At 60.3% G+C, this 13402-nt stretch carries 13 protein-coding genes; 11 read left to right on the top strand and 2 right to left on the bottom strand.

Translation table 11 applies throughout. The annotated features are described in order from the left end of the window. Together ACRXB1_RS16230 and ACRXB1_RS16225 are read left to right on the top strand one after the other, a co-directional pair. The coding region (locus ACRXB1_RS16230) for a mechanosensitive ion channel family protein (protein WP_449492550.1) at positions 1-555 on the top strand (555 nt) is incomplete at its 5' end. 73 nt (positions 556-628) lie between these two features. Further along, entirely contained in the window at positions 629-835 is a 207-nt protein-coding gene (locus tag ACRXB1_RS16225) for a DUF3185 family protein (protein ID WP_062168621.1), read from the top strand. Between the two features lie 9 nt (positions 836-844). Here ACRXB1_RS16225 and ACRXB1_RS16220 read toward each other — a convergent pair whose 3' ends face one another. Then, entirely contained in the window at positions 845-1609 is a 765-nt protein-coding gene (locus tag ACRXB1_RS16220; protein WP_449492549.1) for a phytanoyl-CoA dioxygenase family protein, read from the bottom strand. Between the two features lie 827 nt (positions 1610-2436). Next, positions 2437-3624, bottom strand: a complete 1188-nt coding sequence (metK, locus tag ACRXB1_RS16215; protein WP_062168612.1) for a methionine adenosyltransferase — start codon at positions 3622-3624, stop codon at positions 2437-2439. 294 nt (positions 3625-3918) lie between these two features. Between metK and ACRXB1_RS16210 the strand changes: the two genes are divergently transcribed. The 9 genes from ACRXB1_RS16210 to hslU all read left to right on the top strand — a co-directional run. Then, positions 3919-4803, top strand: a complete 885-nt coding sequence (locus ACRXB1_RS16210; RefSeq protein ID WP_062168611.1) for a lipid A biosynthesis lauroyl acyltransferase — start codon at positions 3919-3921, stop codon at positions 4801-4803. A gap of 104 nt (positions 4804-4907) precedes the next feature. Next, positions 4908-5792: a diaminopimelate epimerase gene (gene dapF / locus ACRXB1_RS16205; protein ID WP_449492548.1), complete on the top strand. Its 885-nt coding sequence runs from the start codon at positions 4908-4910 to the stop codon at positions 5790-5792. 29 nt (positions 5793-5821) lie between these two features. Then, positions 5822-6541 (top strand): DUF484 family protein, encoded by a 720-nt coding sequence (locus ACRXB1_RS16200; RefSeq protein WP_062170339.1) that lies wholly within the window; start codon positions 5822-5824, stop codon positions 6539-6541. Position 6542: 1 nt separating this feature from the next. Further along, positions 6543-7463, top strand: a complete 921-nt coding sequence (xerC, locus tag ACRXB1_RS16195) for a tyrosine recombinase XerC (protein ID WP_086381455.1) — start codon at positions 6543-6545, stop codon at positions 7461-7463. 89 nt (positions 7464-7552) lie between these two features. Further along, positions 7553-8758 (top strand): class I SAM-dependent rRNA methyltransferase, encoded by a 1206-nt coding sequence (locus ACRXB1_RS16190; RefSeq protein ID WP_449492547.1) that lies wholly within the window; start codon positions 7553-7555, stop codon positions 8756-8758. Positions 8759-8941: 183 nt separating this feature from the next. Continuing rightward, positions 8942-10033 carry a CobW family GTP-binding protein gene (locus ACRXB1_RS16185; protein WP_449492546.1) on the top strand — a complete coding sequence of 364 codons (1092 nt, stop codon included), beginning with the start codon at positions 8942-8944 and terminating at the stop codon, positions 10031-10033. Positions 10034-10759: 726 nt separating this feature from the next. Beyond that, entirely contained in the window at positions 10760-11179 is a 420-nt protein-coding gene (gene dksA / locus ACRXB1_RS16180; protein ID WP_062168608.1) for an RNA polymerase-binding protein DksA, read from the top strand. A gap of 373 nt (positions 11180-11552) precedes the next feature. Then, positions 11553-12089 (top strand): ATP-dependent protease subunit HslV, encoded by a 537-nt coding sequence (gene hslV, locus ACRXB1_RS16175; RefSeq protein WP_062168607.1) that lies wholly within the window; start codon positions 11553-11555, stop codon positions 12087-12089. Between the two features lie 17 nt (positions 12090-12106). Then, positions 12107-13402, top strand: a 1296-nt coding sequence (gene hslU / locus ACRXB1_RS16170) for an ATP-dependent protease ATPase subunit HslU (protein ID WP_449492545.1), incomplete at its 3' end; no start/stop codon positions are given.

Genomic DNA, 13402 nt, shown 5'->3' with positions numbered 1-13402 from the left:
TTCCTGACCGTGCTCGGCGCTGCCGGTCTGGCGATCGGCCTGGCGTTGCAAGGCACGCTGCAGAACATTGCCGCCGGCTTGATGCTGCTCCTGCTTCGGCCTTTCAAAGTGGGCGACTACATAGAAGGCGTGGGTGCGACGGCAGGAACGGTCAACGAGATCGGCCTGTTCACCACGCGCCTGACAAAAAGTGACGGCGTCATCATGTTTGTGCCGAACAGCACGATCTGGGCAAACCCGGTCACGAACTTCACCGCGAACGATCGCCGGCGCGTGGTGCTGAACGTGATCATTCCGGAAGACCAGAACATCGAGAAAACGCTGGCTTCGCTGCACCGGATCGTGGAAACCGACCCGCGCATCATCAACGATGAAAAAAACAAACCGTGGATTGCCGTCTCCGAGTACACCGATACCGGCCCGAAGCTGAACATCGGCGTCTGGACGAACCGTACCGACTACGCGAACGTGCAAGCTGACTTGCTCCGCCAGATCAAGCCGGGCATCAAGCCGGCCGAAACGCCCGCGCCGCCGCCCGGAAGCGCTCCCGCGTGAAGCCATTGTTTCGATGCTGGACGCATCCGGCCGGGTTGAATAAGCTTTCGGTCCACACACAGACGAGACTTATATGACCAAGGCGATTTCCATTGCGCTGATCGTGGGCGGCGTTGTGCTGCTTTACTTCGGCGGCCAGTCGTTCCATTCGCTGAGCAACGATGTGTCGCGCTTTTTCACCGGTTCGCCGACGAACAAGACAATCTGGCTGATCGCCGGCGGCATGGTCGCCATGCTCGCCGGGCTTATCGGCCTGGCCATTCCGAGCAAGGGCCGTTAAGCCGGAGCGTCAGACCAACGGAACGTCTTCCTTCGCCGCCGAGCGCGTTCCCGGCAACGGGAAATTGCTCGCGCCCCGGTACGTGTAGACGAGCGAGAACTTCACGGCATCGGTGAGGTTCTTGCCGGCGGAATGCAACGTGTTGCAGTGGAAAAACACCACGTCGCCGGCATTCAGTTTCGGCGATACCGCGGCGTGTATCAGCGCCGCATTCTCGGGCAGGTCGGAGCGGAAGAACTTGGCGTCATCAAAACGCTCCGACGTGAACGGCAACTTCTGCGACATCGGCACGAACCACAACCCGCCGTTTTCCACCGTCTCGTTACCGAGCGCGACCCACGCTGAAACCAGGTCGTCGCGCTCGAAATTCCAGTACCGCACATCGCGATGCCATCCGGTCAGGCTGCCATATGCCGGATGCTTCGTCATCACGCAGTTGTGATGCGCGCGTGAAAGCACGGGCGTTTCGCCAAAGTAGGTTTCCATCCAGCCGCGCACATCGGGCGACGTTGCCCAGTCCGCGAACAGCGTATCGCGGCTGTAGGCGTCGAGCAGTCGGCGCACGGTGTGTCCGCCGGGCGCGTCCTTCGAGTTCGGAGCGCCGGGGTATTGCAGGTCGGCTTCGAATTCCACCGGCGCAGCCGCTTGCGCCAACTGTTCCCGTGCGACGTTGCGCATGGCTTCGCAGCGCTCGGGCGAGACAAGACCGGGCACCACGACGTAACCGTTTTCCCGCAACACGCGGACTTGTTCCAACTTCGTTTGATTCGGCATATCGGCTCACAGGGAAATGCGTCTTGCCGGCTGCCTGCGGTCAAGGAAACCGTAAGCGGCCCGCAAATTCAGGGCGAATACGCTGATTGTAAATCGCCACAGCATGTCCAGCGTGCCGGAGCGCGAGCGCCCATGGTCGAACTTTCCTGCGGGAAAGTGCTGACTTCCGGCAGTAACAATTCTTCGATAATCTGCCGGGCATTGAGAGAGCACATCGAAAATCGCTTTCGATGAATATCTATTAAATTATTGCGCGTTTCGTTCAGCAACTTTTCTTGTCTTCAATTACTCGAACTGTTGAACGCTTTTTTTGACACGGCTACTGTCGGGTCATTGCTTTGGCAACTCAGGCTTGTGAGATCCATGAATATCCGTTTCGCCAATCGTCTTACACGTGCCGCCGTCCGCGCCGCACGCCCCGCTGGACGACGCGTCGTCCGTGCCCTGCGCCATCATTCGGCGCGCACTCAATTACTTGCAGGAAGTTTCAGAAACTCGCATCCCGTGGATGGTATTCGTTCCTGGTTTCACGGTTTCTTTTCCAGTCTTCGGTTAAGGGCGGTATCGCGGCAAGCGACGCTCAAAGCCTTATTGCGAAAACCGGCGCAATTACGTGCGCCTGTCTCAAAATCAAAACCATTACCGGGTGTAATTAATACGTCTAGCCGACGCCCGCGCAGGCTTTCTGCCAGCGCCGGATGGTTTGGGTTTTCCACCCGCTGATTATTTCAAAGTAGCACTAGCCTTTGCGCGCAGCACTCCAGCCCCGGTAAAAAAAAGCCCGCCAGGCGTGAACAACGCTTGGCGGGCTTTTCCATACGTGGAGGTCAAGCCGTTTCGGTTACGGGTTCCGTACCAGCGGCTTCAGCCAACAGCAATGCCTTGTCCGTGGCTTCCCACGTAAATTCCGGCTCTTCTCGGCCAAAGTGACCATATGCAGCCGACTTCTCGTAGATCGGGCGCAGCAGGTCGAGCATCTGGATGATGCCCTTCGGACGCAGGTCGAAATGCTCGAGCACGAGCTCCTGGATCTTCGCATCCGACACGCGGCCCGTACCAAACGTGTTCACCATGACCGAAGTCGGGCGCGCCACGCCAATGGCGTACGACACCTGGATCAGGCAACGTGAAGCCAGGCCCGCGGCCACGATGTTCTTCGCGACATAACGTCCCGCATAAGCCGCCGAGCGGTCGACCTTCGACGGATCCTTGCCCGAAAACGCGCCGCCGCCGTGAGGCGCAGCACCGCCGTAGGTATCGACAATGATCTTGCGGCCTGTCAAGCCGCAATCGCCTTGCGGACCGCCGATAACGAAACGCCCGGTCGGGTTCACCAGAAACTTGATGTCGCCCTTGATCAGCTCTGGCGGGAGCACCGGCTTGATGATCTCCTCGATCACCGCTTCGCGCAGCGCCTTCAATTCGATGTCCGGCGCGTGCTGCGTGGACAGCACGACGGTATCGATGCTGTGCGCCTTGCCATCGACATAACGCACGGTGACTTGCGACTTCGCGTCCGGACGCAGCCAGTTCAGGCGGCCGTCGCGGCGCATGTTCGCCTGACGCTCGACCAGACGGTGCGACAGGTGAATGGGCAGCGGCATCAACTCAGGCGTTTCGTCGCAGGCGTAGCCGAACATCAGGCCCTGGTCGCCGGCGCCCTGGTCGAGGTTGTCGTCGTGCGCGGCGTCAACACCTTGCGCGATATCCCGCGACTGTTTGTCATATGCCACGAGCACGGCGCAGCCGCGATAGTCGATGCCGTAATCCGTGTTGTCGTAACCGATGCGCTTGATGGTGTCGCGCGCGACCTGGATGTAGTCGACGTTCGCCTGGGTTGTGATTTCGCCCGCCAGGACGACCAAGCCAGTGTTGCAAAGCGTTTCGGCCGCGACGCGGGAGTACTTGTCCTGAGCCAGGATGGCGTCGAGGATGGCGTCGGAGATCTGGTCGGCAACCTTGTCCGGGTGGCCTTCAGAGACGGATTCAGAGGTAAAGAAGTAGTTGTTTGACACGCTTCAGACTCCAATTTAGATACGGGTAAGTTACTCACGTAGCCGACTTCGTTTGGAGTCTGAAGCGGCGACGCTTTAGCGGAAAACATGGTCCGAAACGCACCGTTAAGCACGTTCCGGCTTCGCCCCGCAAGTTGTCCATTAACTCGGCGAAGGTTTTATTATAGCGACTTCTCTAATTTGTCACAGAGCAGACCGTTTGTCGCCAACCAACACCAACCCTCACTTTTTCAAAGCCCGGGACGCTTCCCGGTATTGCACCAGTCCAGCCGTAACGATCCTCGGGAGCGTCACATGTTAGGCCGCATCGGGGTTGCGCTCGCAGTCGGCTTGCTGAAACTGCTGGCCCTGATTCCATACGGCATCACGGCTCGTTTCGGCGATGCCCTCGGCTGGCTGCTTTATCAGATTCCGAGCCACCGGAAACGGATCGTGCACATCAACCTGAGCCTCTGCTTTCCGGAGTGGACGCCCGAACGCCGCGAAGAAGTCGCGCAAAAGCATTTCCGGCACGCAATCCGCAGCTACGTCGAGCGCAGCGTGCAATGGTTCGCCCCGGCTGAAAAGCTCGCCAAGCTGATCCAGGTGGAAAGCCAGGTCGATCTGCTGGACCCCGACATGCCGCCGACCTTGCTGCTCGGCTTTCACTTCGTCGCCATTGAAGCGGCCTCGGTCTGGATCAACCACGAACTGCACCGGACGTGCGGATCGCTGTACCAGCCCATGTCGAACAAGACGCTTGACGACGTCGCGAAGAAGCAGCGCGGCCGTTTCGACGCCGAAATGGCCAGCCGCGCTGACAGCGCCCGGATCGTGCTGCGGTGGCTGCGCGACCGCAAGCCCGTCATGCTCGGCGCCGATATGGACTACGGCATGCGCAATTCGACCTTCGTGCCGTTCTTCGGCGTCCAGGCGTGCACGCTTACCGCAGTCGGCCGGCTGGCCAAGACCGGCCATGCGCAGATCATGCCGTTCGTGGGCGAAGTCCTGCCGAACTACAAGGGCTACAAGCTCAAGGTCTTCAAGCCCTGGGACAACTACCCCACTGGCGACGACGATGCCGACGCGCGCCGCATGAACGCGTTCCTGGAGGAGCAGGTGCGCCTCATGCCCGAGCAGTACTACTGGGTACACAAGCGCTTCAAAACTCGGCCACCCGGCGAGCCGGGCTTTTACTGAGAATCCAGTATCAGGGAAACGGCTCGCGATTGCTGCATGAATCCGGGCTCACCCCCCATTCGGCCTAGTGCATGCGCAGCCTTCGCGTCACTTACAATAGCGACATGAAACTCGAATTCACCAAAATGCACGGCGCGGGCAACGACTTTGTCGTGATCGACGGCTACTCTAAACCGCTTTCGCTGAACGCGGCGCAGGTGCGCGCGCTCGCGGACCGCCACTTTGGCGTGGGCGCAGACCAGTTGCTGCTGGTTGAAAAGCCGGACATCGACGGCGTGGATTTCAAGTATCGAATCTTTAACTGCGATGGCGGCGAGGTCGAACATTGCGGCAACGGCGCGCGCTGTTTCGTGAAGTTTGTTCGCGACCGCGGCCTGACCAACAAAATGAGCGTCCGGGTGCAAGTGCAGCAAGGCGTAATCGTTCTGACAATGCAGGAAAACGGCGACGTCATGGTCGACATGGGGCGTCCCGAGTTCGAACCCCAGCGCGTGCCGTTCAATGCCGAAGGATTGCAAGGGCGCACCGAAGGCGCGGATACCCTTTGGCCGCTCGACGTGCAAAGCGAAACCCGCTGGATTTCCACGGTTTCAATGGGCAATCCTCACGCCGTCCAGGTCGTCGCCGACGTCGAGACCGCGCCAGTGCTGACCGAAGGGCCGTTGATCGAACATCATGTGCGTTTTCCGAAGCGGGTGAACGCGGGGTTCATGCAAATCGAAAGCCGGAGCGCCGTCAAGCTGCGAGTCTTCGAGCGTGGCGCGGGTGAAACGCTCGCCTGCGGTACGGGTGCGTGTGCAGCCGTTGCTGCGGGCATTCGCCGTGGGCTGCTTGACTCGCCGGTTCGGGTTCAGACGCATGGCGGCGTGCTCACCATCACCTGGGACGGCACGCGCGATCCGGACGCCGCGCTTTTCATGGCCGGCCCGGCCACCACCGTATTCGAAGGCGAGATCGAGCTTCCCGCCGACCTCGCCACAGCCGACTGACCGCCAGGAACCCGATGTTGCCCGATACCATGACCGAACGAGAAGTCGCCGATTACCTGCTCGCCAATCCGGATTTCTTCGCTGCGCACGCCGAGCTGCTGGGCACCATCCGCTTGTCCAATCCGCATGGCAAGTCGGCCGTGTCGCTGCAGGAACGGCAGATGGAAATGCTGCGCGACAAAAACAAGCAGATGGAGCGGCGGCTAGCCGAATTGCTGCGCTACGGACACGAGAACGACAGCATTGCTGCCAAGTTTCATCGGTGGACCATCCGGGTCATGTCCGAGCGCGATCCGCACGCATTGCCGAAGACCATTCCCGCAGGTCTGTGCGAAATTTTCGACGTGCCGCAGGCGGCGCTGCGCGTGTGGGACGTAGCCGAGCCTTACGCACAGGCGGAGTTTGCCAGGACCACGAGCGCGGAAGTACGCACCTTCACCAGTGGCCTCGCCGCGCCGTATTGCGGCGCGAACACGGGATTCGAGGCGGCGCAATGGCTGACGTCGGCGAGTTCGGTATCGGTGGCTTCGGCAACTACGGATGGTGTCGTCGATACCGCGAACACCACCGAGTCCATCGCGCTGATTGCGCTGCGCGATCCGTCGGCCGGACCCGAAGCGCCCGCGTTCGGCCTGCTGGTGATGGGTTCGCCCGATCCGCGCCGTTTCCATGAAGGCATGGCAACCGACTTCCTTTCGCAGATCGGCACGCTCGGCAGCGCAGCGCTCAGCCGCTTGCTGCCCCACTGACATGAACGCCGATCCGGTCGCCGCCTATTTATCGATGCTCGAGCATGAGCGGCGTTTATCGGAACATACGCTGCGCGGCTACACGCATGAACTCGACGAGCTGAAAAAGCTCGCCAATGGCCGCGCGCTGGAATCCCTCATTGCAACGGACATGCGCGGCGCCGTGGCCCGCGCTCATGGGGGCGGCCTGTCGGCGCGTTCGATTGCGCATCGCTTATCGGTCTGGCGGGCGTTTTACCGATGGTTCGCCGAGCGCGTCGAAATGGCTGCGAATCCCGTCGCCACCGTGCGCGCGCCGAAACGCGCGAAAAGCCTGCCTAAAGCGCTTTCCGTGGATGACGCCAACGCTCTCATGGAAGCGCCCCACGCCGACACACCCGAAGCCTTGCGCGACCACGCCATACTTGAACTCTTCTATTCGTCCGGCTTGCGCCTGGCTGAACTGGTCGGGATCGACGTCCATTTCGTGCAATCCGATGGTTATTCGTCAGCAGGCTGGCTCGATCTGGCTAGCGCCGAAGTGAACGTGCTCGGCAAGGGCAACCGGCGGCGGTCGGTGCCCGTCGGGAGCAAGGCGATCACGGCTTTGCGTGCATGGATTGAAGTGCGCGGACAATTCGTGAAGCTCGATCCCCATGCGCTGTTTTTATCGGTACGCGGCAATCGGATGACGCCGAATGTAGTGCGCGACCGGGTGAAACGCATGGCACTGCAGGCGGGCGTTCCGTCCAATGTGCATCCCCACGTGCTGCGGCATTCGTTTGCCACGCACGTGCTTCAATCCAGCGGCGACCTTCGCGCCGTGCAGGAGCTCCTCGGGCACGCGAGCATTACCGCGACCCAGGTTTATACGTCTCTCGACTTTCAGCATCTGGCGCGCGTCTACGACCAGGCCCATCCTCGCGCCAAGAAGCGGGACTAGAGCAACGCTTCACCCCGGCTGTTACAGATCGCCAGGAACAACAAAGCGTGGCTGCGCCGTATCCGTCAGCGCGTTCACAAGAAGGTCGAATGAACACCATCACGCTGAAACCGGCGAAAGACAAGTCGCTCGCGCGCCGCCATCCGTGGATTTATGCGACCGCCATAGAACATGTGGAGGGCAAGCCCGCGCCCGGCGCGACCGTGATGATCCGCTCGCACGAAGGCCGCTTCCTGGCCCGCGGGTCGTACAGCCCTGTGTCGCAGATTCGCGCGCGCGTATGGAGTTTCGATGAAACCGAGCCCATCGATCACGCGTTTTTCAAGCGGCGCGTACAACGGGCAATCGCTCACCGGCGAACCATGGTGTGCGATACCGGCGCCACGCGGCTGATCTTCGGCGAGGCGGACGGATTGCCGGGGTTGATCGTAGATCACTACATTGCTGACGATGAAGCCCGTCGTGGCCAGCTCGTCTGCCAGTTCATGGCGACCGGCGTGGAAATGTGGAAGGACGCCATCGTTCAAGCACTGATCGGTGCGACCGGTTGCCCGAACGTCTACGAGCGATCGGATGTATCGATCCGGCAGAAAGAAGGCCTCGAACCCATCACCGGCGTATTGGCTGGCGACCCGCCGCCCGAAGCACTGATGATCGCAAACGAGGGCGGCGTGCGTTACTACGTGGACGTGAAACACGGCCATAAGACGGGCTTTTATATCGATCAACGCGACAACCGCGCGCTTGTTCGCGAATACGCAGCAGAGCGCGACGTACTCAACTGCTTTTGCTACACAGGCGGGTTTTCGCTTGCGGCGTTGAAAGGCGGGGCAAAACGAGTCGTATCGATCGATTCCTCCGGCGACGCGCTAGCCCTCGCGCAGCGCAACGTCACGGCGAACGGGTTCGACCCGGAGCGCGCCGAATGGCTCGACGCCGATGCCTTCAAGACCTTGCGTCGATTGCACGAAGAAGGACAGCGCTTCGATCTGATCGTGCTCGACCCGCCAAAATTCGCGCCATCGCGGGAACATGTGGACCGGGCCGCGCGCGCCTACAAAGACATCAATCTCACCGGGTTCAAGCTGCTGCGCCCGGGCGGCCTGCTGTTCACGTATTCGTGCTCGGGCGCGATCGACGCCGATTTGTTCCAGAAGATCATCGCGGGCGCCGCAGCCGACGCGAAAGTCGACGCGCGCATCCTGAAACGCCTGGGCGCGGGCATCGATCACCCGCTTTTGACCGCGTTTCCTGAAGGGGAATACCTGAAAGGCCTATTGTTGCAAATCGAATGAGCGGCCATAGTTGATAGCTCGGTTGACAGTTCGGGAAGGCGCTGCAAAGCACCCTCTTGACAAGTATGTTCAAATAATTGGCTGACTGCGTGATTTCGAGGCAATGACGCATCGCGCGACAACCGCGCCGCCCGGAACCACGCTGCACGAATAACCTTTGACTCCAGAGAACAGGCGACCATCATGATTCCCGTTACCATCCTGACCGGCTTTCTGGGCAGCGGCAAAACCACCCTGCTCAAGCGCATCCTGAACGACCAGCACGGCATGAAGATCGCCGTGATCGAGAACGAGTTCGGCGAAGAAAACATCGACAACGAGATCCTCGTTCAGGAAACGAACGAGCAGATCATCCAGATGAGCAACGGCTGCATCTGCTGCACCATTCGCGGCGATCTGGCGCGCGCGCTCGAAGACCTCGCGGATCGCAAGAAGGCCGGCACGCTGAACTTCGACCGCGTGGTGATCGAAACCACCGGCCTCGCGAATCCGGGCCCGGTTGCGCAGACGTTCTTCATGGACAACGCCATTGCTGATGCATTCCTGCTCGACGCCATCATCACGCTGGTCGACGCCAAGCACGCGAACCACCAGCTCGACGAACACGAAGTCGTGCAGCGTCAGGTGGGTTTCGCCGACCGCCTGTTCATCACGAAGTCGGATCTCGTCGATGCCGCCGCGCTCGAAGCCCTGAAGCACCGTCTCGTGCACATGAACCCGCGCGCGGCCATCAAGGTGGTGAATTTCGGCGATGCCGACATCAAGGAAATCTTCGACCTGCGCGGATTCAATCTGAATTCAAAGCTCGAAATCGACCCGGATTTCCTCGCGGAAGACGATCACGCTCATGACGAGCACGGGCACGACCACGGTCATGACCACGCCCACGACGACGATCACGACCACGCAACCTGCGGCCACGATCACAGCCATGACCACGAGCACGGCCACGCGAACCATCATCACGCGCATCACGACGACAAGATCAAGTCCTTCGTGTTTCGCAGCGACCGCGCGTTCGATCCGAACCGCCTCGAGGATTTCCTCGGCGGGATTCTGCAGATCTACGGCGAACGCCTGCTGCGCTACAAGGGCGTGCTATATATGAAAGGCGTGGATCGCAAGGTCGTATTCCAGGGCGTGCACCAGATGATGGGCAGCGACCTTGCAGCAAAATGGCAGCCGATCGAGAAAAAGAACAGCAAGATGGTGTTTATCGGTATCGAGTTGCCGCAGGATCTGATCATCGACGGGCTTACCGCCTGCCTGGTCTGAGCCTCGCCGAACCGGCCTGAATGAGCCATGCGCGAAGCCGTTTATCGGTTTTGCGCATTTTTTTCGCCCATCGACGCCAAAAGCGCCTGTTTCCGGCACTTCTCTCGCTATTTCTCGCCCGTCGCGCACCCAATGTGACGCATTGGGACAGCTAAAATCCTTGGCGCCTGGACCACCCGGATTGCCGCCGGCGATTTTTGGCGACGACCACCGTTGCAATATGTGCTCGCACCCACCAAGAACCATCGCTTTTTAAACGTCACCGCGTTATATTTTTGAGATATCGAACGAATCGGGGGAGCGTTTTGCGTGAGCCTCGTATGCCATGGCGATTCAGTTACAATACAGCCCCCACCGGAACAGCCCTGGATACGGTTTTGCCTGAAGTGTCAAGGGTTTGCCCGTAGCTGCGCCGGAAGTCCCGAGCGTGCCGTGCACGCGAAAACGACGCTAAAAGGTAGCAGGGCAAGAAGGTGGAAGTGCTAGGTAAGTGTTGTTCCGAACATCGGATGGCGGGCGGTTCGCTTGAAAATCAATCCCAAGGGAATTGTCTGCAAGGCGCGTATTGCGCCGTGCAAGAAGCAGGCTTTGGCCTGACCGGTGGATGGAGTAGTTGTTGGCGAGTATCGCCGGAAGCCGGGAGATCCGGACAACGGCGGCGGCGAGCGCGGCGAGCGACCGCGAAGATGGCGAACGACATCGCCCCACATTGAAGAAGCAAGCCAGATGACGACGAATCGATTGTTGACCGAAGACGAAATCCTGAAGATGGGCGACAAGGATTACATGAACGGCGATCAACTCGCGTTCTTCAGGGTCCGACTGGAGCAGTTGCAGGCCGATATTCTCAAGAATGCGGGCCAGACGACGGAAAACCTGCGGGAAACCGTCATCGTTCCGGACCCGGCGGACCGCGCGACGATCGAGGAAGAACATGCCCTCGAACTGCGTACCCGCGACCGTGAGCGCAAGCTGCTGAAGAAAGTGCAGCAGTCGCTCGCGCGCATCGAGTCCGGCGATTACGGCTGGTGCGAGGAAACCGGCGAACCGATCGGCATTCCGCGCCTGATCGCACGGCCGACGGCAACGCTCTCGCTCGAAGCGCAGGAACGACGCGAATTGCGCCAGAAGCTGTTCGGCGACTGATGCACATTGCCGGCACGCGCTGCGGCTGAAGCCGCGGCGGGAAACGCGCCGACTGCGAAATTGCTTCAGGCATCCGGGAAGCACTAAAAAGGCACACGATAATTCGTGTGCCTTTTTGTTTTTGCGCGCGTCTTTCAACCATCGCAACGCTTATTCCATATGACGATCGGCCGGCAGTGGCCATCGAATGCAAGATGCCGGCCGATGCGTCTTGATAATTCCCCCCGCGCCCTAAAATGGATTGGACGCGCTCTTTTTGCGCGGGCGTGACGAGAGTCCGTCGAGCGCAATGCCGCACGCGCCCGGCCTCTTCCACGCTCCCCAAGGATTCCCCGGCGGCGCAGCGCGCCCCTCAGCTTTCAAAGGAATGCACATGGAACAATTTCACGGCACGACGATCGTCTCCGTGCGACGCGACGGCAAGGTCGCCTTGGGCGGTGACGGCCAGGTGACGTTGGGCAATATCGTGATGAAAGGCGGCGCCAAGAAAGTGCGCCGCATCTATGGCGGCAAAGTACTCGTCGGTTTCGCGGGCGGCACGGCCGATGCCTTTTCGCTCCTGGACCGCTTCGAAGCAAAGCTCGAGAAACACCAAGGGAACCTGACGCGTGCCGCCGTCGAACTCGCAAAGGACTGGCGCACCGACCGCATGTTGCGCCGGCTGGAAGCCATGCTGATTACCGCCGACGCAGAAACCACGCTGGTCATCACGGGCAACGGCGACGTGCTCGACCCGGAAAACGGCATCTGCGCGATCGGTTCAGGCGGCGCCTATGCACAGGCTGCGGCCCAGGCATTGACGGAAAACACCGAACTCTCTCCGCGCGAAATCGTCGAAAAAGCGCTGACCATCGCCGGCGACATGTGCATCTACACGAACCACAATCGCGTCATCGAGACGATCGAGTAACAGGACAAGGACCAACGATGACAACCATGACTCCCGCCGAGATCGTCTCGGAACTCGACAAACACATCATCGGCCAGGGCCGCGCGAAAAAGGCTGTAGCTGTTGCGTTGCGCAACCGGTGGCGCCGCCAGCAGGTCGCCGAGCCGTTGCGCCAGGAAATCACGCCGAAGAACATTTTGATGATCGGACCGACCGGCGTCGGCAAGACGGAAATCGCGCGGCGCCTCGCAAAACTCGCCGACGCGCCGTTCATCAAGATCGAAGCCACGAAGTTCACCGAAGTCGGTTACGTCGGGCGCGATGTGGACAGCATCGTGCGCGACCTGATCGAGATTTCAGTCAAGCAGACGCGTGAAACCGAGATGCGCAAAGTGCGTTCGCGGGCGGTCGACCGTGCCGAGGACCGGATCCTGGACATTCTTCTGCCGAGCGCGCGTCCCGTCGGTTTCGGTGCCGGCGAAACGCAGGACGACAGCGCGAACAGCACGCGCCAGACGTTCCGCAAGCGTCTGCGCGAAGGCTTGCTCGACGACAAGGAAGTCGAGATCGATGTCGAAGCGCCGCAAGCCAGCATGGACATCATGGGGCCGCCGGGCATGGAAGAGATGACGGACCAGATCCGTTCCATGTTCGCGAACATGGGCGGCGGCAAAAAGACGCAGCGCAAGGTGAAGGTCAAGGAAGCGCTGAAGCTGCTCACCGACGAAGAAGCCGGCAAGCTGCTGAACGACGAAGAGGTCAAGACGAAGGCCGTACAGAACGTGGAGCAGAACGGCATCGTGTTCCTGGATGAGATCGACAAGATCGCGTCGCGCAGCGAAGCGGGCGGCGCGGAAGTATCGCGTGCGGGCGTACAGCGCGATTTGTTGCCGCTGGTGGAAGGCACCACGATCAATACGAAATACGGGATGATCAAGACGGATCACATTCTGTTTATCGCAAGCGGCGCGTTCCATCTTTCGAAGCCGAGCGATCTGATTCCCGAGCTACAGGGACGTTTTCCGATCCGTGTCGAACTGGATTCGCTGTCGGTGGAAGATTTCGAAGCCATCCTGAATACGACCGATGCCAGCCTGGTCAAGCAGTACACGGCGCTGTTGGCTACGGAAGACGTGCATCTCGACTTCAGCGCGGAAGGCATTCGCCGGATGGCGGAAATTGCGTTTTCAGTGAACGAGAAGACCGAGAATATCGGCGCGCGGCGGCTTTATACCGTGATTGAAAAGCTGCTGGAAGAAGTGTCGTTCGCGGCGGGCAACCATGCGGGACACCCGGTGCATATCGACGCGGCTTACGTCGATAAAGCGCTGAAC

The sequence above is a fragment of the Caballeronia sp. M23-90 genome (assembly GCF_053574605.1).
This window is presented reverse-complemented; position numbering and strand designations above follow the sequence as displayed.